Source organism: Streptomyces sp. NPDC048417, from assembly GCF_040651615.1.
Classification (GTDB): Bacteria; Actinomycetota; Actinomycetes; order Streptomycetales; family Streptomycetaceae; genus Streptomyces.
The window spans coordinates 188106-207173 of record NZ_JBEZKI010000002.1 but is presented as its reverse complement, the minus strand read 5'-3'; the positions used below and the strand labels follow the sequence as shown (position 1 = coordinate 207173).

Below are 19068 nucleotides of genomic sequence, written 5' to 3'. Positions count from 1 at the left end.
CGCGAAGGCATTGCGGTCCGGCTGCCTGCAGCGCGGCAAGAGTGTCTCCGCCAAGGCGCCGGCGCCGTACCGCGAGCTGTGTACACACCTTCCGGGCCTGGAGCTTGAGGCGTCGATTCCGCTGGATCCATTTCCCGACAACGTGCGGATCCACGCCGGGAGATGTGCGACAGAGTCCCCTTGCTATGGTGCGCCGATGTCATCGATCAAGCAGTTCCAAGTCACCTTCGACTGCGCCGAACCTGCGTGCCTCGCCGGTTTCTGGTGCGAGGTGTTGGGATACGTCGTACCGCCCGTCCCGAAGGGGTTCGCCACGTGGGAGGACTACCATCGCTCGCTGCCCCCTGAGGAGCAGGTCACCTACTTCGCATGCAGTGATCCCTCGGGCGTGGGACCGCGCCTGCTCTTCCAGCGCGTTCCCGAAGGCAAGATCGTCAAGAATCGCGTGCATCTCGACGTGCGGGTCGGTACCGGACTCGTGGGTGAAGAGCGCCTCGCCACGCTGGAGGCCGAATGCGCACGACTGGTCGCGCTCGGCGCGGTACACGTGCGCACACTGCTTGCCGATGACGACAACGAGTCGTGCATCCTGATGCAGGACATCGAGGGCAACGAGTTCTGTCTCGACTGAGCATCCACCGCGACGGCTGGACCGGGGATGGAGCCCTTCGGGCCTCTCTGGTGGTCTCGCGTGCTACGGCGAGGTGGGCGGGTGCGGGGACCGGAGCACGAGCAGGGTTATCTCGCTGGGGGCGAAGACGCGGAACGGCGGGCCCCAGAAGCCGGTGCCTCGGCTGGTGTAGAGGAGGGTGCGGGCGCCGTGGTGGCTGAGGCCGGCGAGAGCGGGCTGGTCGATGCGGACCAGGTGGTGGAAGGGCCAGATCTGGCCGCCGTGGGTGTGGCCGGAGAGTTGGAGGTCGACGCCGTCGGCCGCCGCCCGGTCGACGAACTTGGGCTGGTGTGCCAGGAGCAGGACGGGCAGGTCGGGGTCGGCGCCGTGCAAGGCTCCGGCGAGATGGGCGCGGTGGCCTGCCAGGCCGGAGGACTCGGCGGTCACGTCGTCCAGGCCGGCGACCACCAGGGTGTCGCCGCCGCGCTCGAGCAGCAGATGGCGGTTGCGCAGCGGCTCCCAGCCCAGCTCGTCCATCAGGTCGACCCAGCCCTGGGCCTCGCTGTAGTACTCGTGGTTGCCGGTGACGTAGACCCGGGCCCGGGTGGCCCGCACAGTACTGAGTGGAAGGGCCTGGGCGCGGCGGCGTTCGGCTGTGCCGTCCGCGATGTCGCCGGTGTGGCAGACCAGGTCGGCCTCCAGAGCGTTCACCGTCTCGCAGACCCGTTCCGACCAGCGGGCGCGATCGAGTGGGCCGTAGTGGGTGTCGGTGATGAGGACGACGCGGAGGCCGTCCAACCCGGCACCCAGCCGCGGGAGTTGCACGTCGAGGCGGCGCACGCGCGGCACGCGGCGGGCCTCGGCGTACCCCCAGGCGAGCAGCACGGCGGTTACGCCGAGGACGGCGTAAGTGACGATTCGGGCCCGGTCCTGGCTCTCACCGACGCCGGCCACGGTCAGGGCGAGCCGCAACACGACGCCGAGCAGAACGGACCACGTGAACAGAACCCAGCTGCTGCCCAGCAGGGTGTCACCGATGATCGCCGCCCAGTCCTGCTGGCGCCGGCCGTGGCCGCGCACCATCGCGAGCGGCATACCTACGAGGCCGAGGGCGAACAGGGCGGTGCCGACCAGCGCGACGGGCAGCGGCCAGTGCTGGCCGCTGTACAGGAGCACCCAGCAGGGCACGGCCCACAGCAGGACGGGCGCGATCAGTGGGATGTAGCGCATCAGGCGGTGCAGTGGGCTCTGCCGCGGCGCTTGTGCTTCACCCTCGGCGGGCCGGGTGTTGCTGGTGTCGGTCACGCTTCCCCTCCCTGACCGGGCTGCCGTCTCGCGCACTGTATCCGGTCGCCCTCGGGCCGGACGGACCGGTGTCCATGGGCGCGGCCCCGTGGGACGAAGGGTTCCGTGCGGGATGGCAGGACTCCGCCGCCGACACCTCCCTTCTCTCGGCATGAGCCGCCATTCGAGGGCGTGCCTCTGTACGGTCAAGGGTGCCTCCGACCTGTAGAAGGTGGGCGGAGAGCCGTCTTCTGGGAGCACAGAATGCTGCGCACCATGTTCAAGTCCAAGATCTAGCGTTTGGGCGTTTCCGCAGGTCAGAGCCGTGATCGCCGCGCCCGGGTCAGCAAGAGGTCAGCATGGGAGCGGACGGTGTCCGGCGTGTGGTTGCTCCAGGTCGACGAGTTGCCCGCACCCGTACACGATTCGGTTCCGGGATGCTCTTGGTAAGCGGCGAGCGCCTCACGCAGATCTGCTTGGAGAAAAAGACACCGGTGCCATCCGCCATGGCACCCTTCCCCGAGAAGGTGCTGACTGGCGCTGGCGTAGGCGCGTCCGCCCCGCGGCGATTTCGACAGAGACCGGGACTCGGCCGCCGGTTACTCCGCACTACCGGCCGAGGTCTCCCGGGCCGTGGTGATCGCCGCTGGGGGAGCATCACCGAGGACGGCGGACGAGAGGTGCGGGGGGTGACGGTCGGCGACAGCGAGACCGAGGTGTTCTGGACCCAGTTCCCGCGCTCCTCGCGTGAACGCGGCCGAGTCCAGCGACGCCTCATGGTTTTCCTCTCTCCCCGGCCGTGTCAGGAGTCCGTGCCGCGGCGTGCGGCCCTACGGCCGCTGCCAGGCCGGCCGCCCGAGCGGCCGCCGCACGTGGCGTCATGTCAGATGTAGTCCCGTCCTTCGCGTATTGCTGCAAGCCGGGCCATTTGCTCACCCATGCCGCGTGTTCCGGCCAACGGCGTGTGGATGTGCGGCCAGACGGAGCGCACGAGGCTGATGTGTCGTGCGCCGCCGAGGGCCACCACGGGGTCGAGGCCCACGATGTCCCGCATGGTTGCCTGCTCGAGAAGGACTCGGCCCGTTACTGCGTCGGCTGCGCCATGGGGTGTGTCGTACGGCTCGATGACGTCGTCGAGGTCGAGGAGCCCGTGGCGTGCGGAGAGGATGAGCAGCCGGTCGGGTTGCAGTGCGTCGGCCGCCTTGCGGCATGCCCGGTGGTAGGAGCCGACGTAGATGTCTGCCGCGCGTGCTGGCGAGCCCAGTTTGCGGCTGCCGCACGGGGAAGCGCCCGTGTTCCCGGAATCCCGCAGGGAAGTACGTCGAACCCGGACGCCAGTTCCCTGTATCAGGGGGCGGTCGTGCGAGTTCAGCCTTCGTGCCTGGGGTCAGAGGGGTACCTGTGCTCATCCAGGTCCGGCGCGGGCGGCGCGGTCCTGTCCGCGATCGTCGTCCCCTTCTTCTTCCGCAGGTGCCGGCCCACGATGTGGTTGATCCGCATCAGCCGGGTGACGCGCTTGCGGTTGATCCTCCGCCGCCTCGCATGCAGCTCAGCATGGACGCGCGGAGCCCCATACGCCCCCTGGCGTTCGGCATGGATGGCGCGGATCTCGCTCACGGTCCGCTTCTCCTCGGCCCGGCGCTCGGCGCGGGCCTGCCCGGTGGCCAGATGCCGGTAGTAGCCGGCACGGGACACCCCGAGCACCCAGCAGATCCGCTGCACGCCGAAGTCAGCGCGGTTCTCGGAGACGAAGTCCCAGCGGCAGGGGCTCACTTCACCTCTCGGGCGAAATAGGCCGCTGCCCGGCGCAGGATCTCGCGCTCCAGCTGCCACTCCTGCTCGGCCTTGAGCAGCCGGGCGTTCTCCGCCCGCAGCCGGGCCAGCGCCTCCGCCGCGCTCACGCTGCCATCGCGGTCCTCGGGCGCGGCCTGGGCCTCGTCCTTGCGCACCCAGGTCCGAAGCGACTCCGCGGTGATACCGAGACCCGCGGCAACCGCCGCACACGTCCGCTTCCCGGCCGCGGCGCGGTAGAGCGCGACGGCGTCCTTCCTGAACTCGGGGCCGGTTTTGTCGGTGTAGGCGTGGGTGCGCCTGCCCGCGGTGTGCCAGGGACCGGACCACGTCCCCGGGCACACTGCCGCCGGGCCTCTGGGGCTCAGGCCGCCGACCGGAGCCCGGCGGGACGACGCCGGAGAGCGGTCTCGAGCAAGGCCGGGGGCCGGTATTCCTGGTCGAGCGCGGTGACGTCGATGCCCGGCGGGACGATCTCGTCGATCCGGTCGAGGAGGTCGTCGGACAGCTCGACGTCGGCCCCGGCCAGAAGGTCGTCGAGGTGTTCCATGGTGCGCGGGCCGAGGAGCGCGGCGCTGACGCCCGGGTGGGCGATGGTGAAGGCCATGGCCAGGTGGGTCATGGGCAGGCCGGCCTCCTTCGCGAGCGGGACGAGCTGTTCGACGACGTCGATGCGGCGCTCGTCGGACAGGTGACGGGAGAACTGGACGCGCTTGAGGTCGTTGTCACCGCCCTTGCGCACCCGGCCGGTCAGCAGGCCCTGGCCGAACGGGCCCCACACCATGACGCCTATTCCGTACTCCTGCGCGAGCGGCAGGACCTCGCGTTCGATGCCACGGTTCAGGATCGAGTACGGCGGCTGCTCGGTGCGGAACCGCTGCAGCCCGGCGCGTTCGGCGACCCACTGGGCCTGGACGATCATCGAGGCGGGCGTGGTCGACGAGCCGATGGCGCGCACCTTGCCGGCCCTGACGAGGTCGGTCAGGACGGAAAGGGTCTCCTCCAGGTCGGTGTCCGGGTCGGGCCGTTGGAGCTGGTAGACGTCGATGTGGTCGGTGCCGAGCCGGTGCAGGGAGTTCTCGACGGCGGTGGTGATCCAGCGGCGGGAGGCGCCCTTCTGGTTGGGGCCCTCGCCCATGGGCAGGCCGACCTTGGTGGCCAGGACCACCTCGTCGCGGCGGCCCTTCAGGGCTCTTCCGACGATGTCCTCCGAGTCGGCGTAGCGGTCGGCGGTGTCGATGAGGTTGATCCCGGCGTCGATCGCCTTGTGGATGATCCGGACCGACTCGTCCGGGTCGTTGCCCATCTGGCTGGCGAACATCAGCGTGCCGAGTCCGTAGGGGCTGACCTTGATCCCGGTCCGCCCGAGGTTGCGGTACTCCATGAACGTGCTCCTTCGGCGCAGAGCGGCGGGTGGGCCCCCGCCGGCCACCGGCCGTCGGCCGGTACATCCACCGTCCACGGATCCGCGGGCATCGACCAGTACCCGCCGCAGCCGGTGGACCCGCAATACCACGACGGGACGCGGCCGATCGGCGATACTCGGGAGATGACCGGAACCACGGATCTCGGTAGGGCGTTGCACGCCTGGCGGGATCGCACGAAACCGGCCGAGGTCGGCCTGCCGGACGACGGAGGGCGGCGCGCGCCAGGCCTGCGGCGTGAGGAGCTCGCCCTGCTCGCCGGCTTGTCCGTCGACTACATCGTGCGGCTCGAACAGGGCAGGTCGACTAATCCGTCCCCGCAAGTACTGTCCGCGTTGTCTCGGGCATTGCGGCTGGCGACGGCGGAGCGTGAGCACCTTTTCGTGCTCGCCGGTCAGGCAGTGCCGAGCGCCGGGCAGGTTTCCGATCATGTGCCGGCAGGCGTCCAGCGCCTGCTGGATCGACTGACCGGCACACCGCTGAGTGTGTACGACGCCGCCTGGAACCTCATCACGTGGAACCCGTTGTGGGCGGCGCTGTTCGGTGACCCGCCACCGTCACGCGGCTTCGGGAGGAATGCGGTGTGGTGGTCCTTCGTCGCACCGCCCGCCGGATACCCCCAGGCGGTGAGCCGGAAGACGGGTCACCGCGCGGCCTTCGTGTCCGACCTGCGAGCGGCGTCGGCCCGCTATCCGAAGGACGCCGGACTGGCCGCACTGATCGATGAGCTCCGTACCCGGAGCAGTGACTTCGCGGCGCTGTGGGATTCCGGCGTGGTGGGTGTGCACGAGTCCCTGACCAAGACGGTCCGGCACGCGAGCGTCGGTGAGCTCACCCTCGACTGCGACATCCTCGCGGCGCTCGGCACCGACCTGCGGATCATGGCCTTCAGCGCGGCGGAGGGCAGCGAGACCGCCGAGCGGCTGCGGCTGCTGGACGTCGTCGGCGTCCAGGCGCTGACGGGCGCCGGAACGGACACATGATCGCAGGCGCAGTCCCGACCCGCCGCATACCATGAAGAACCTCATCAGACCATGAAGAACCTCGTCATCGCGGCCGGCCGGACAGCCGCTCGGCCAGTGTCCTGGCGGGAGGGACCCCGGCCGGGCGCAGAACGCCGAGGGCGATACAGCGGGCAATTCCAGGTCCCAGCCGCTGCCCGCAACCGGGACCTGGACTCTTCACCACTGCGGCCCCACCTGGAACCCAGGCAACGGCGCGGCCGTGATCGACGGTGAGGCGACAGTCAAGCACCCCAAGCGGGAGGGCTCGACGGCGTGGCTCATGCCGGAGAACCATGCCTTCGAGCCCCCTGCACCGTTGCTCACCTCATCGAGGGAGCTTCGCAGTGCGTTCGGGGTGGGCCGCGGTGATGTACCGCATTGCAGTTTGAGAGGAGATGCCGAACAGGCGCATCAGGTGGAGCGGGTCGTCGACCTCGAACGCCTCGTCACGGATCCGGTCCTGCCGCAGCGTCGGCATCGTGAGTCCGGTGGGCCGGAAGATGGCGGTGAACGTGGTGCCGATGGGCGAGTGAGTGGTATCTACCGCAGTCCATCGGTTGATCAGCAGATGCGGGTTGGTCGTCACCGGCCAGCGGCGGTGACGTTCACGGAGCCACGCGGAGGCGCAGCGATAGGTGAGTTCGTCCAGGTAGATGATGTGCCGTTTGCCGGAGCGCCGGACGATGAGGCGCTCACGGGACAGGTCGAGGTCGGTGAGCAGCAGGTGGCGCATGTCGGTGCCGCTGAGTGCGTGGACGCAGACCAGCACCATCACGAAGCGCTGGAAGTCGTTCTGCGCATGGCTGAGGACGCCGGCCAGCCGGTCCGAGGGCACGGAAGGCGGGGTCTTGTTGATCCCGGCGAAGACGAGGCCGCGGGTGGGATCGCGGAAGATCACGCCTTCCTGCCGAAGGGCCCGGAAGACGTTCCGCAGGACGATGTGGACCGAGCGGGCCGGCGTCCCCTTGCGGGTGGCGATGGCCCGCTTGACGTCGTCCTGGGTGATCTCGCGGAGGCTCTTGATGCCGTTCGCGAGCCATCCCTTGAGGATCGGGTCCAGTACATGCCAGTAGCGGGCGATGCTCCGGTAGGTGCGGCCGGTGTGCTCCCACTTGCCCTCTCCGCGCACGGCCTTGATCCAGACCGAGAGTTCCTGTGCGATCCTCTCGGGCAGTGCGGCGAGCTCGGCCTCCAAGCGCTTCTGCTGTGCGTCCCGGCGAAACTCGACATCCGGGATCAGCAGCCCTCGGGTTTCAAGGAACTGTGTGATCCGCCGCCCGCTGAACTTCAGGGGACGGTTGTCGACGAGCGCCCGGATGTCGGACTCCACCAGCGGGGCATCGGCGCCGAGCCAGGACACCAGGACGGTCAGCGTGTTTCGGGTCTTGGTGGCGGGGACCTTGGACCACATCTCCTGCTTCATCACGCTGTCGAGGTCGGCGAGCAGCCGCTCGGCCGAGTCCGTGAGCGTCGGCAGACAGCGCGGAGTAGGCGGGGCCACGTCCGAGTGACGCAGGCTTGTGGGTGCCGGGACCGGTGAACCGAGCCACAACTGCGTTCCGAACCGGGCGATGTCCCCTGGGCCGTAGTTGGCTACGTGCCATCGGCATCCGCGGCAGTATCCATCGGCGAGCGGCAGGTCGACACGGCGGCAGCGGTCGCACGCTCCCGCGGATGCAGGGCTCTTTCCTCTCTTCCGGGCGGCGAAGGATGAGCAGGGCTCGCAGGTGACCTTCGTCTTCGCTGTGAACCAGGAGTCGCACTGTTGGCAGGACCTCGGTGTCATCGCCCGGGGCGCCCATATCCGGCGCGTGGTCCGTGACGTCCGTGACCGCTGGGGACGGTCGGGTTCGCGCGGCTCTGGCAGGGGCCTGAGCATTTCCGCCCGCAGAAGGATCGCCCGGACGGACCGGCCGTAGTTGGGGATGTCGTCGAGGACCAGCTCATCGACGAGGTCGTCGCCATCCGCGTCGCGCACGGCGAGCGCGAGGCGCAGCATCTCGTGCAGCTTGCGCTGCATGGGTTTGCCGATGCCGGTGTCCGCCGCGAACGCCGCGGTGTGCTCGACGACGTCGCGGTAGCCGGCGAGCGGCCTCTGCAGAATGCGCCGGCAGACGTCGATGGACAGCATCCGGCGGACTGGGAAGAGCGGTAGCTGCCCCGGGACGGTGGGTGGGAGGACCGCAGGGTCGTCTCGGGTCGGGGCCGCGGCCGCGCGCAGGTGTTCCACCCAGTGCAGCCGCTCGCGCTGATCGGTGCCGGTGCGGCCGGTGCGGCTGCCGTACTTCCTCAGCGGTTGGGCGTGGGTGGGGGCAAGGCCGTAGTAGAGGAACATCAGCTGGCGGCTCCGAGGACCGGCGCCTTCAGGATCGGTGACCCACGCGGCGTCGGTGTCGAGCCGGACAGCGTGCAGGCATGCCCGGCACAGACGGTCGGAGTTGAGGTATCCCTTGTGACGGCAGCGCAGACATACGCCCTGCTCAGGATGCTTCTTCCGCCACTCTATGCACCCCTGGCACGCGGCCAGCCCGAGAACCCCCCAGCCCTTGCAGTCCGGGCACTGAGCAGGATGAGATCGTGCCGCCATTCGTCAGTTCGGCGGCAGCGAGCGACGGCTGCCCTGCTGACGGGGCGTCGGCCGTACAGGCCCCCCGCCGGAGCCTTCAGCGCCCACCGCCTTGGGCAGTGCTTCGGTCTCTCCCGCGGCGGCCTCCAGGGGCTCGGCCTGGAGCAGATCGCCAACGGTGCAGTTCAGCACCGCACAGATCTTGTCCAGATCGTCGAGCCGCACCGTGACCGGTGTGCCGCTCCACATCGCTGCGACCTTGCTCAGCGACGGCGTGAACCCGACCGTCTTGAACGCCTCCAGCAACTCGGTGGGACGCCACAGGTCCCGCTGAGCAGCCACCATCCTCAGATTCCACTTCACCGAAGGTTCCCCTTGTCCATCACCAGGCGCTGGGCCGCCCGCGAGCTCGCTGCAACATTGGCATGCTCGGGGTCGGCCTGTGCAGTCGCCATATATCGAAGAGTCGTGGTAGCCCAGTGGTGGCCCAAAACGCGCTGGACCTCCCACAGCGTCATGCCTCGCTCGTGATTGTGGGTCGCGCAGGCGTGCCGGAGGAGGTGCGGGAAGAGGTCGGTGACCGGGCCGGTCAGGTAGCTCGCGGCCGCCGCGTGGAGCTGGCGGCGGAACGTTGACAGTGTGATCGCCGACGCGATCGGCAGGTTCAGCGCCGCTATCGCCTTGGGCTTCCGCTCGGACGGCCACAGGGGCGCCGACGGGTGATCGGCGTCGTCGCCGAACTCCGCCCGGACCTCCTCGATGTACCACCAGAGCAGCTCGCGTCCCTCGCGAAACATGTACGCCTCACGGGGCCTTGGCCCCGAGCCGCGAGCACCCTTGCCCTGGACGACGAACCGGCCCCACTGGCCGTCTTCCCAGTGGACGTCACCGATCGTCATCGGGCACAGCTCGGCAGCCCGTACACCGGAGACGTACGTAGTCGCGGCAGGCCACGGCGTACTTCCGGGCGTACGGCAACTGCTCCCGCCAGCGGGCGAAGAACTCCTTCATCGCCGTCTGCGAGGGTGGGATCCGCAGCCCGAAGTCCCCACGGTGGACGGGCCTGTTGAACGGGTCGACCGGTGACTCCACCGTCGCCCCGAATCGCATCATGATCTCGTGGGCATAGCGCTGTTCGAGGAAGGCGAAGAACGCGTCGATGTGGTTGAGCTTCTGCCGGTGGGTGTTGTGTGCGCGCTTCCCCGGGCCGGCGAAGTACTTGTCAACGTCGCGCGGGGTCAGGTGCCACGGCACGGTGCCGTAGAAGTCGCAGACCTCGATGACCGGCTTGATCAGCTGGTCGATCGTCGACGGGGCCAGTCCGGCCGAGTGCCGTGCCCACTGGTACTCGGTAAGCGCGTCGACGAAGAAGCTCTCCTCGTCCTGGGCGGACATCCGGGCCTGGCGGCGCCGCTGGAGGGTGACGACATCTGCCAAACCGGTCTCGATCGGACCTGAGCCCTCCTGCGCGGTACGTGGCGGCGGCACGAGAGTGAGGCTGCGACCTTCGGAATCTGACACAAGCGCAAAGATTACTGCAGTCTAAGCGAACTTCTCCAAGTTACTCGCAAATTCCTGGAGATCACGAAATAGGCGTCACGCACCCCGCTGACCTGCTGACGAGCACCTTCTCCGCTCTCAGAAGCCCTCGGGGAACCTGCACGTCATCCACTAGTGCCGGCACCCGGACGGGTTTCAGGACGGCGGAGGAGTCAGCCCTGCGCCCTCATCCGTTGGCGGTCCCCCGGGTGCGCCCGATAGGGGCTGACGCTCGACTCGCCCAGCATCCAGAAGCGCCAGGGGTACGAGGCAGCAGGACCGCCCACCCCGGTCCGAGGCCCTCGGCCGACCCGCGCGGACGAGACGCCCCCGGCGGGCTCGGCGAGAAACAACTCCCCCGCCGCGTCGCATGCTGACTGCCCGTCATGACGCAGATCGGCGATGCCCAGCGCCCGGGCGAGGTTGGCCGGGCCACGCGCCAGGTCGCGCGCCCGCACCCCAGGCCCCCGTCGTTCTTGCGCCGCGTCTGCTCCCGCCACGACGGTGCCGGCCCGGAGCAGCACCGAAGCGGGACGCCGCCCTGGTCCGCAGACGGCGTTCAGGCACCGATGCACCGCGTGCGTCCGGTACACATAGAAGGTTCCCGGGGCCCCGAACTCCGCTCGATTGGTCCGGTTCGGGCCCAGGAACGCGTGCGAGGCCGGATCGTCCGGCCCCTCGTACGCCTCCACCTCGGTGATACGCACCGCCGTCACGCCGCGCTCCAAGCGCGAGACCACCAGAGCACCCAGGAGTTCGGGGGCCACCTCCAGGGCGGGCCGGTCGAAGAAGTGCTCGCGCAAGGCGGGCCGCGCTGCCGATGCCGCCTCCGGCTCACCGAACGCCCGCATCTGCTCATGATCGGCCCCGGCCGAGCCCGGGACCGCCCAGTTCTCTGTCAAGTCGCTGTCTCCTGTCGAGGTTCCGGGACGCCGGATGCGGCACCCCACCACCCCAGCGCTCTCCTCGCGTCGCCCCATGGCCCGAGAAGCTGCCACAGGACGCTCGGATACGGACCTCGGAGCCCGACACCGCCGGCACCGTCAGATGAGGACGCCCCGTGCGTGAGATCCACTGGTTCGACGAGACCGGCCCGGCATCATCGGACGCCGGTCGACGGGAGGCCGTCCCCGCCTGCTCAAGCCCGACGACGTGGGCGGCGCCGACGGGGGCCGGGATGGCCACGACGTGCGGGCCCTGGGCGACGAACCGGGTGAGGGTGACCTGCGCAGGGGCGGCGTCGATCCGGTCGGCGACTTCGCGGACCTTGGCCGCGAAGTCGAGGTCGGCCCGCAGGTCGTCCTGCGGGAAGCACGGCAGATGCACCCGCTGGTCGTTCTGCGACAGTTCGTCGAAGGAGGCGAAGCGTCGGCTTCGCCCATGCGACCTCGCTCCTCCGCGCCCTGCTCGTCCTCACGGATCTCGAAGTCGCCCGCCAGCCAGATGATCTACATGCCGGACGTGCGGCTCGAAGGCGTGGGCGAGGAACCCGGCTCTGCGGCCGCCGGTCGGCAGCAGGTGGCAGGGAGCGTCCAGGTGCAGTCCGGTGTCGTCGTACCCGGTGATCTTCACCGGGAGGATGACGGGGAATCCGTCCGTGCCCCGGTAGGCCAGCACTCGGTGCGGGCCGGTAGGCCAGCACTCGGTGCGGCAGCCGATCGATCCGGCGGGCCGGCGCGGCGACCTCGACACGCGGGCCCGTGCCGTTGGTGTCATCGAGATCAATTCGGGACCGGTAGCTCGCTCGGTTCCGTGAACGGCATCGGTAGGCGGTCCGCAAAGGCGCCCGGGCGGCGGCGGTCGGAGATATCTAGGCTGTCACCACGACGGAAGGGGCGGTGCCATGGACGCCGAGTCCCAGATCAGGGCTGCGATCGAGGAGCATTGGCGGGCTTCGGAACGAGGAGACTTCGAGGCCGAGCATGCGATCTACGCTGCGGACGCGATGCTGGACTATCCGCAGTCGGGCGAACGCTTCCGGGGCCGTGAGACGATCGCGGCGCAACGCGGCGGGCACCCGGCCGACCGGCGCTTCACCATCCTGCGCATCACCGGCCACGCGGATGTGTGGGTGAGCGAATGTGTCATCACCTACGACGGTGTGCCGTCGTACTCGGTGAGCGTCATGGAGTTCGCCGACCAGCAGGTCGTGCACGCGACACAGTACTTCGCCGGTCCCTTCGGCACGCCCGCGTGGCGGGCCGCGCTCGCAGAGCCGATGCCGGGGCGGACCATCGAGGAGGCCTGATTGGCCTCGTCCGGCACGGCCCGCCTGTCGGAGTTCGGCGATTGCCAGTGTCGGCCGGATACTTCAAGGGCATCAGGCGTGCTTGCCATCGCCTGTCGTGTGCGTGGTACGGAAGCGAGCCCGGTAGGCCCCCGGCGTGATCCCGAGGTTGCGCGTGAAGGCCCGGCGCAGCGACTCGGGTGACCCGAAACCGGTGCGCCGGGCCACCGTGGCCGTGGGGTCGTCGCTGCCTTCCAGCATCGCCTGGGCGGCTTCCATGCGGACCTGCTCGACGTAGCGGGCCGGGGTCGTGGACATCTCGTCGTGGAACAGGCGTGTCATGTGGCGGGCACTCACACCCGCCCGGCGCGCCATGGCCGCGAGGGTGTGATCGGCGGACGGGTCCTCGGCGACCGCGTCCAGGACCCGGCGCAGCATCTCCTGTCTCGCGCGCGGGGTGTGGGTACGGACACTGAACTGCGACTGGCCTCCCGGCCGCTGCATGAACACGACCATGTCCTTGGCCACGGCGCGGGCGGCATCGGCGCCGAGGTGCTCCTCGACCAGGGCGAGCGCGAGATCGATGCCCGAGCTGACGCCCGCAGAGGTCATGATGTGACCGTCGCGCACGAACAGGGCGTCCGCCTCCACGGTCACCTGCGGGTAGCGCAGAGCGAGCTGGTCGGCGAAGCGCCAGTGCGTGGTCGCCCTGCGTCCGTCGAGCAGTCCGGCCGCGGCGAGGAGGAAGGCTCCGGTGCAGATGGACGCGGTGCGACAGCTGCGCGCGTCGAGCGCCCCTATGGCGTCCAGCAGGGCGTCGTCCTTGATGAGGGAGGGCCACTCCGGGCCGCCGGGAATGACGACCACGTCGCTGGCCTCCTGCACCTGCGCGGCAGCCAGGTCGACGCGTAGTCCGGTGCTGGCTGCGGTGACCACGTCGGCGCCGTCGGGGGAGACCGTGCGCACGCGGTAACGGCCGCCGAATTCGTTGGCCGTCGCGAACACCTCGATCGGGCCCGTGACGTCCAGCAGGCGTACGCCGGGGAAGACCAGCACGGTCACCAGGAGCGGCTTCCTGCCCGACTGCGTGTCCTTCATCGTGCGCCTCCCGGACGGAATGTGGCCTGCAACGTAAGGCACCATCATCCGCCCGGCGACGCCCCGCCCGCGCCCGTGCCGAGTGTCGTCCGCGTCCCTGCGGGATGATGCTGCGTTCCGTTGTGTGGATCGAGGCGTCGGGTTTCGGCGTCTCACCCCTTGTCAGCGGTCGCCTGCCGTCTCGTCATGCCCGCACATGCGGCCACAACACGCTCCGACAAGGACATCGGGGCATCTGGCCGACACTCGGCAGCGGGCCTCCACGGTGCTCGATGTCCTGGTGTGAGGGTGTCATGGCGCGTGCTGTTCTGTGGCGGGAGCGGTGCTTCGCCATAGCGTCAAAGGCGCCAACGGGCCGACGGTCTCGGCCGCGTCCCGTGAGCTGCCGGGTGCGGTCTGGCCGGTCGGCCGGTCACCGTCGCTGATCGTGGGCGGTGACGAATCCGACACGAGAAGAAGAGGCACTCCGCGCCGTGACACCCCACGCCAGTACCAGCCGAGCGGTCCCGTCCCAGGTCGGCCCGCCCCCGAGACCGTCCGTGCATGTCCGCGACCAGCCGGACGAGGCGACCGGCAGGGAGCGGGGCCGACTCGGTCCCGGCTGGTTCGCGGCCGCCATGGGCAGCGGGATCGTCGCCGCGGCGGCCGCCACCCTGCCGCGCAGCTTCCCCGGGCTCGACGCGGCCGCCACGGTGGTCTGGGCGGGGACCGCGCTGCTGCTGACCGTGCTCGCCGTCAGCTACGTCGGGCAACGGACGCTGCGGGCGCATGCCGGCGATCCGGTACTGGCCCACTTCTTCGGGGCGCCGCCGATGGCGCTGCTCACCGTCGGGGCCGGGACGCTGCTGCTCGGCCGGCGGCTGATCGGGGAGCATGCGGCGGTGGATGTGGACTGGGTGTTGTGGTCGGCCGGTACGGTGCTGGGTCTCGCCACCGCCTGCACGATTCCGTATCTGATGATCACGCGGCACCGTTTCACGCCGGATGCGGCGTTCGGCGGCTGGCTGCTGCCGGTGGTGCCGCCGCTGGTCTCCGCCGCGACGGGCGCGCTGCTCGTCCCGCGGGCGCCGGCCGGGCAGGTGCGGCTGGCCCTGCTGCTGGGCTGCTACGCGATGCTCGGCCTCGGGCTGATCGCGGTCCTGCTGGTGCTGACCATGGTCTACAGCCGCCTGGTGCATCACGACGCGCCCGCCGGTGCGGTGGTGCCCACGGTGTGGATCGGTGTGGGGGCGCTGGATCAGGCGGTGACGGCGCTGGGGACGCTGGCCACGGCGGCGCCGAGCGCGCTGCCCGCCCCGTACGCGCGCGGGAGTGCGGTCGCAGCGCTCCTCGGTGGGCTCGGGATCTGGGGCTTCGCCCTGCTCTGGTTGGTGCTGGCCACGGCGCTGACCGTACGGGAAATCCGCAGAGGGCTGCCCTTCGCACCCACCTGGTGGTCCTTCATCTTCCCTCTCGGTGCCTGCGTCACCGGCACCAGCGCGCTCGCCGCACGTACCGGCTCGCGGCTGTTCGTCTGGATCGCTGTCGTCCTGTATGCCCTGCTCGTCGCCGCATGGGCAGTAGTCGCGTGGCACTCCCTGCGCCATGCTTTCCGACAGCGTGAGCGCGCCCGCCGGTGACACGGCCCCTGTGCTGCTCAGCACCGGCATCCGTGTCTACGGCAGCGTCCCGGGCGCCGTCGAGGCCGTGCTCTGCGGGCGGGCCGTTTGCTCCCCACCGGCGGATCCGTGCGCGGTCGTGGGGCGGGACCGGAGCTTGGCCGCCACCAGGGCGGCGGACACGACACCCCAGAGCACTGCGGCGATCCAGACCTCCCCGCGGCCCATGCTCGTCATCCACGAGGTTGCGGTCGCACGTCCCATTTCGTGCGTGGTGACCGCATACACACGGACCGGGAAGGTGGGTGCGGGGACGGGGTGAGGGCCGGCGGGTACCGGGGAGACGTGCGCCCGGGCCAGGGTCTCGGCGACGGTGTCCGCGATTGCCTGTGCGGTCGGACACCGGCTGGAGTACCTGGAGAGTCCGCCGTCGCGGGCCGGAGAGCTCACCGGCCCGCCCCGTCACGAACACGTGGACGTAGGCCGGTGCCCGACGTCCCACAGCAGCCGGTCGCGAGGGGAGCCGAAGACCCGGTGCAGTGCCAGGGTCAGTTCCACGACGTCGAGGCTGGGCCCCAGACGGCTCCCGCGGCCGCGACATGGCGGATCAGGAAGTCGCGGATCTCCCCGGCCGGCCGGAGCAGCTCCGGCCGACTCGGACCCCTCGGGTCCGCGGGCTGGTCGATGCGTGCCAGCAGGCTCATGCCGCCGCTCCTCCTCGATGCTGCCGTGGCATCGACGGATACGCGGTGGGCGGCCGATACCCACCGCGCGAGCCGCTGGTCACTGGAAGGCCGACGCCACGAGGGCCTTCTGCTCCACACCGTGCCGGCGGCCCGAGCCGACCGCGGGCGCGGGCGCCTCGGGTCGGCTCACACACTCCACAGCGCGCCGCGCCAGCCGGTGCAGACGCGCCGCGACGAACGACCATGCACCCTGGTTCTCCGGCTCCTCCTGCACCCACCTCACGTCCGCCCCCGAAGGGAAGCGGGCCAGTTCCGCCGCCAGCTCCTCGTCGGGGAACGGGTAGAGACGCTCCACGCGCACGATCGCGGTGTCGGTCGAGCCCGTGGTGTGCCGGTGGGCGTCGAGGTCGTAGTAGACCTTGCCCGAGCACAGCAGCACGCGCGTGACCCGGGCCGGGTCCGCGGTGTCGTCCGGCAGGACCGGGCGGAAGCCGCCCTGGGTGAACTCGGCCGAGGCGGAGGTGGCCGCCTTCGACCGCAGCATCGACTTCGGGGTGAGGACCACCAGCGGCCTGCGGCCGTCCAGTGCCTGCTGCCGGAGCAGATGGAAGTAGTTGCCCGGCAGGGAGGGCATGACCACGGTCATGTTGTCCTGCGCGCACAGCTGAAGGAAGCGCTCGATCCGGGCGGAGGAGTGGTCCGGGCCCTGGCCCTCCAGACCATGGGGCAGCAGCAGCGTCACTGCGGAGCGCTGGCCCCACTTCTGCTCGGACGAGGCGATGTACTCGTCGACGACCGTCTGCGCGCCGTTGGCGAAGTCCCCGAACTGGGCCTCCCACAGCACGAGAGCTTCGGGGCGGGCCAACGCGTAGCCGTACTCGAAGGCCAGCGCCGCCAGTTCGGACAACATCGAGTCATACGGCGCGAAACCTGCGGCCCGCGGGCCGAGGGAGTGCAACGGCGTGTGCTCGGCGCCCGTATGGCGGTCGGTCAGGACGGCGTGGCGCTGGCCGAAGGTGCCGCGCCGGGAGTCCTGCCCGGCCAGCCGCACCGGGACGCCCTCCAGCAGAAGTGAACCGATCGCCAGCATCTCCGCGGTGGCCCAGTCGACCGCGCCGGTGTCGAGTGTCCGCGTACGCCGGTGGAGCTGCGGCAGGACGCGTGGGTGCACGGCGAAGCCCTGCGGCAGGTCGGCCTGCGAGGCGATCACCTGTCGCATCGTCGCCTCGTCGATCGCGGTCACCGCCCGGCGCGGTGCGCGCGGCGCGGTGCCCTGTCCGGCACCGGTGCCGGAGCCGGGGACATCCTGGGCGGGGTGGGCAGCGGGCAGCATACGAGTCTCGGCGAAGGCCCTCTCAAGATGGTCCTGGTAGTCGCGGCGGGCACCCTCCACCTGCCGCTCGCTGATGTCGCCGCGTGCCACCAAGGCCTCGGCGTACAGGGTGCGCACCGACGCCCTGGCATCGATGCGGTCGTACATCACCGGCTGTGTGATGGACGGGTCGTCGACCTCGCTGTGACCGTGGCGCCGGTAGCAGACCAGATCGACCACGACGTCCTTGTGGAAGGTCTGGCGGTACTCGAAAGCCAGCCGCGCGACGCGGTCGACGGCCTCCGGGTCGTCGCCGTTGACGTGGAAGATCGGGGCCTCCACCATCCGTGCCACATCGGTGGCGTAAGTGCTGGAGCGGCCGCTGGCAGGCGAAGTCGTGAAGCCCACCTGATTGTTGACCACGACGTGAACCGTCCCGCCCGTGCCATAGCCGGGCAGCTGCGACATGTTCAGCGTCTCGGCGACCACCCCTTGGCCGGCGAACGCCGCATCTCCATGGACGACGACCGGCAGGACGCCCGCGGCCCCGCTGTGTTCTGCCGCCAGATCCTGCTTGGCGCGCACCACTCCCTGCGTGACCGGCCCCACGATCTCCAGATGGGAGGGGTTCGCCACGACCGAGACAGCGATCGTTCCGCCCTGCAGAGCGTGGTAGGTGCCCTCCGCGCCGAGGTGGTACTTCACATCCCCTGAGCCCTGTACGGACTCGAGGTCCACCGCGTCCTCGAACTCGCTGAAGATCTGGGCGTAGGACTTGCCGATGATGTTGGCCAGGACGTTCAGCCGGCCGCGGTGCGCCATACCGATGACGGCCTCTGCGACACCGTCCTCGATGGCACTGTGCAGCAGGGCGTCCAGCAGCACGACGGCCGACTCGCCCCCTTCCAGCGAGTACCGCTTGTGGCCCACGTACTTGGTCTGCAGGAACGTCTCGAAGGCCTCCGCTGCCCCCAGCCGGTAAAGGATCCGCAGCTGCCGGGCACGGTCCGGCCGCTGCTGCGGGCTCTCGACGCGCTGCTGGATCCAGCGGCGTTCGCGGGAGTCCTGGATGTGCATGTACTCGAACCCGACACTGCCGCAGTAGAACTCCCGCAGAGCGCCCAGCACTTCATCGAGCGTCGTCGCGGCACGCCCGGCGAACCCGTCCACGACGACGTCCTGTGCCGGGTCCACGCCGTGCAGTCCGAACGCGGCGGGGTCCAGTTCCGGATGGGCGGCGGGCTGCGCCGCGAGCGGGTCCGTGCCGGCTGCCAAATGTCCGCGCACGCGATAGGCGTGAATGAGCGCCGCGACCCGGACGGCCCTGAGCGCCGCCTCGTCGGTGTCTTCATGGTCCGGGGCGAAGACGGCGCCCACCGGCCGGGTCGGCGATGTGTCCTGCGCAGCCGCAACGGGCGAGGACACCGCGGCGGCCGGGACTCCCGGGGTCGCGAAGAAGTCCCTCCACGTCTCCTCGACCGAGCCCGGGTCGCGTAGGAAACGTTGCCGCTGCTCCTCCACGACCCATGCGTTGAGTCCGAAATCCAGTCCGTGAAGCACGGTTCGAGCGGTGTCTGATTGCGAGGCCATGGCGTGGAACGCCTTCTTCCCTGTGTGAAGCCCTACGATCGCGACGCAGCCCCGACATCCGTCTGCCCCGCGTGTTCCGTACCCCCGGATCCGGCATCCCGCTTCACAGACCAACCTCTGCGAGCACGTCGCATTGACGACGGTAGATCCCTGAGAGAACGGGGACGGACGGTCCTCCGGGCCACATCAGCCTCATATCGGGACATCGGCCAGACGGCCGGCCGCGGGTGCCGGCGCCGAATGGCGGAGCGGGCGCGGGCGACGCGGTGTCCTGATCCGAGGGCTTCACGTCCCACCGGCCCGCAATCGGCCACGCGGGGAACCTGGTTGCGACCATGT

Annotated in this window: 17 protein-coding genes and 2 pseudogenes; 4 read left to right on the top strand and 15 right to left on the bottom strand. The window is 70.0% G+C overall.

The window, feature by feature from the left end:
• Nucleotides 1–196 precede the first annotated feature (196 nt).
• A complete protein-coding gene (locus tag AB0D59_RS03600) occupies nucleotides 197–631 on the top strand; it encodes a VOC family protein (RefSeq protein WP_362560273.1) in 435 nt (144 codons plus the stop codon).
• 63 nt (nucleotides 632–694) lie between these two features.
• Here AB0D59_RS03600 and AB0D59_RS03595 read toward each other — a convergent pair whose 3' ends face one another.
• From AB0D59_RS03595 to AB0D59_RS03580, 4 genes and pseudogenes are all read right to left on the bottom strand, one after another.
• A complete protein-coding gene (locus AB0D59_RS03595; protein ID WP_362560270.1) occupies nucleotides 695–1915 on the bottom strand; it encodes a metallophosphoesterase in 1221 nt (406 codons plus the stop codon).
• 862 nt (nucleotides 1916–2777) lie between these two features.
• Entirely contained in the window at nucleotides 2778–3206 is a 429-nt protein-coding gene (locus tag AB0D59_RS03590) for a DUF6884 domain-containing protein (RefSeq protein WP_362560862.1), read from the bottom strand.
• A gap of 98 nt (nucleotides 3207–3304) precedes the next feature.
• Nucleotides 3305–4029 (bottom strand): annotated as a pseudogene (locus AB0D59_RS03585) (IS3 family transposase); the annotation flags it as partial.
• A 20-nt stretch (nucleotides 4030–4049) separates the two neighbouring features.
• Nucleotides 4050–5069, bottom strand: a complete 1020-nt coding sequence (locus AB0D59_RS03580) for an aldo/keto reductase (RefSeq protein WP_362560267.1) — start codon at nucleotides 5067–5069, stop codon at nucleotides 4050–4052.
• A 165-nt stretch (nucleotides 5070–5234) separates the two neighbouring features.
• Here AB0D59_RS03580 and AB0D59_RS03575 point away from each other — a divergent pair, with 165 nt between their 5' ends.
• Nucleotides 5235–6092, top strand: coding sequence for a helix-turn-helix transcriptional regulator (locus AB0D59_RS03575; RefSeq protein ID WP_362560264.1), 858 nt, complete (start codon nucleotides 5235–5237; stop codon nucleotides 6090–6092).
• 346 nt (nucleotides 6093–6438) lie between these two features.
• Here the strand turns inward: AB0D59_RS03575 and AB0D59_RS03570 are convergent, their stop codons facing one another.
• The 6 genes and pseudogenes from AB0D59_RS03570 to AB0D59_RS03545 all read right to left on the bottom strand — a co-directional run bounded on the left by AB0D59_RS03570 (nucleotide 6439) and on the right by AB0D59_RS03545 (nucleotide 11934).
• Nucleotides 6439–8448, bottom strand: coding sequence for a hypothetical protein (locus AB0D59_RS03570; RefSeq protein ID WP_362560261.1), 2010 nt, complete (start codon nucleotides 8446–8448; stop codon nucleotides 6439–6441).
• Between the two features lie 255 nt (nucleotides 8449–8703).
• Nucleotides 8704–9042: a helix-turn-helix transcriptional regulator gene (locus AB0D59_RS03565; protein WP_362560258.1), complete on the bottom strand. Its 339-nt coding sequence runs from the start codon at nucleotides 9040–9042 to the stop codon at nucleotides 8704–8706.
• Nucleotides 9039–10074, bottom strand: a pseudogene (locus AB0D59_RS03560) (site-specific integrase). Before AB0D59_RS03560 ends, AB0D59_RS03565 begins: the two are co-directional and overlap by 4 nt.
• A gap of 317 nt (nucleotides 10075–10391) precedes the next feature.
• Nucleotides 10392–11120, bottom strand: coding sequence for a DNA-3-methyladenine glycosylase (locus tag AB0D59_RS03555; protein ID WP_362560256.1), 729 nt, complete (start codon nucleotides 11118–11120; stop codon nucleotides 10392–10394).
• Nucleotides 11074–11544 carry a hypothetical protein gene (locus AB0D59_RS03550; protein ID WP_362560253.1) on the bottom strand — a complete coding sequence of 157 codons (471 nt, stop codon included), beginning with the start codon at nucleotides 11542–11544 and terminating at the stop codon, nucleotides 11074–11076. Before AB0D59_RS03550 ends, AB0D59_RS03555 begins: the two co-directional genes overlap by 47 nt.
• An 87-nt stretch (nucleotides 11545–11631) precedes the next feature.
• Nucleotides 11632–11934, bottom strand: coding sequence for a hypothetical protein (locus tag AB0D59_RS03545; RefSeq protein WP_362560250.1), 303 nt, complete (start codon nucleotides 11932–11934; stop codon nucleotides 11632–11634).
• Nucleotides 11935–12061: 127 nt separating this feature from the next.
• Between AB0D59_RS03545 and AB0D59_RS03540 the strand changes: the two genes are divergently transcribed.
• The gene (locus AB0D59_RS03540) at nucleotides 12062–12466 is read left to right on the top strand and encodes a nuclear transport factor 2 family protein (RefSeq protein WP_362560248.1); all 405 of its coding nucleotides are present in this window, start codon (nucleotides 12062–12064) and stop codon (nucleotides 12464–12466) included.
• A 72-nt stretch (nucleotides 12467–12538) separates the two neighbouring features.
• Here the strand turns inward: AB0D59_RS03540 and AB0D59_RS03535 are convergent, their stop codons facing one another.
• Entirely contained in the window at nucleotides 12539–13543 is a 1005-nt protein-coding gene (locus tag AB0D59_RS03535) for a DJ-1/PfpI family protein (RefSeq protein ID WP_362560246.1), read from the bottom strand.
• A gap of 539 nt (nucleotides 13544–14082) precedes the next feature.
• Here AB0D59_RS03535 and AB0D59_RS03530 point away from each other — a divergent pair.
• Nucleotides 14083–15162 carry a TDT family transporter gene (locus AB0D59_RS03530; RefSeq protein ID WP_362560244.1) on the top strand — a complete coding sequence of 360 codons (1080 nt, stop codon included), beginning with the start codon at nucleotides 14083–14085 and terminating at the stop codon, nucleotides 15160–15162.
• A 36-nt stretch (nucleotides 15163–15198) separates the two neighbouring features.
• Here the strand turns inward: AB0D59_RS03530 and AB0D59_RS03525 are convergent, their stop codons facing one another.
• The 4 genes from AB0D59_RS03525 to AB0D59_RS03510 form a co-directional block, all read right to left on the bottom strand.
• Nucleotides 15199–15378, bottom strand: coding sequence for a hypothetical protein (locus tag AB0D59_RS03525; protein WP_362560241.1), 180 nt, complete (start codon nucleotides 15376–15378; stop codon nucleotides 15199–15201).
• Between the two features lie 225 nt (nucleotides 15379–15603).
• Nucleotides 15604–15699 (bottom strand): 1-deoxy-D-xylulose-5-phosphate synthase N-terminal domain-containing protein, encoded by a 96-nt coding sequence (locus tag AB0D59_RS03520; protein ID WP_362560238.1) that lies wholly within the window; start codon nucleotides 15697–15699, stop codon nucleotides 15604–15606.
• Nucleotides 15690–15845, bottom strand: coding sequence for a hypothetical protein (locus tag AB0D59_RS03515; RefSeq protein ID WP_362560235.1), 156 nt, complete (start codon nucleotides 15843–15845; stop codon nucleotides 15690–15692). The genes AB0D59_RS03520 and AB0D59_RS03515 overlap by 10 nt, the downstream gene beginning before the upstream one ends.
• A 79-nt stretch (nucleotides 15846–15924) precedes the next feature.
• Nucleotides 15925–18729 (bottom strand): multifunctional oxoglutarate decarboxylase/oxoglutarate dehydrogenase thiamine pyrophosphate-binding subunit/dihydrolipoyllysine-residue succinyltransferase subunit, encoded by a 2805-nt coding sequence (locus AB0D59_RS03510; RefSeq protein WP_362560232.1) that lies wholly within the window; start codon nucleotides 18727–18729, stop codon nucleotides 15925–15927.
• Between the last annotated feature and the right edge of the window lie 339 nt (nucleotides 18730–19068).

Coding starts and splice junctions, on each gene's coding strand:
- AB0D59_RS03535 (WP_362560246.1), bottom strand. CDS start 13,543: ATGAAGGACACGCAGTCGGGCAGGAAGCCGCTCCTGGTGACCGTGCTG.
- AB0D59_RS03575 (WP_362560264.1), top strand. CDS start 5,235: ATGACCGGAACCACGGATCTCGGTAGGGCGTTGCACGCCTGGCGGGAT.
- AB0D59_RS03600 (WP_362560273.1), top strand. CDS start 197: ATGTCATCGATCAAGCAGTTCCAAGTCACCTTCGACTGCGCCGAACCT.
- AB0D59_RS03540 (WP_362560248.1), top strand. CDS start 12,062: ATGGACGCCGAGTCCCAGATCAGGGCTGCGATCGAGGAGCATTGGCGG.
- AB0D59_RS03525 (WP_362560241.1), bottom strand. CDS start 15,378: ATGACGAGCATGGGCCGCGGGGAGGTCTGGATCGCCGCAGTGCTCTGG.
- AB0D59_RS03570 (WP_362560261.1), bottom strand. CDS start 8,448: ATGTTCCTCTACTACGGCCTTGCCCCCACCCACGCCCAACCGCTGAGG.
- AB0D59_RS03545 (WP_362560250.1), bottom strand. CDS start 11,934: ATGACACCAACGGCACGGGCCCGCGTGTCGAGGTCGCCGCGCCGGCCC.
- AB0D59_RS03510 (WP_362560232.1), bottom strand. CDS start 18,729: ATGGCCTCGCAATCAGACACCGCTCGAACCGTGCTTCACGGACTGGAT.
- AB0D59_RS03580 (WP_362560267.1), bottom strand. CDS start 5,069: ATGGAGTACCGCAACCTCGGGCGGACCGGGATCAAGGTCAGCCCCTAC.
- AB0D59_RS03515 (WP_362560235.1), bottom strand. CDS start 15,845: ATGAGCCTGCTGGCACGCATCGACCAGCCCGCGGACCCGAGGGGTCCG.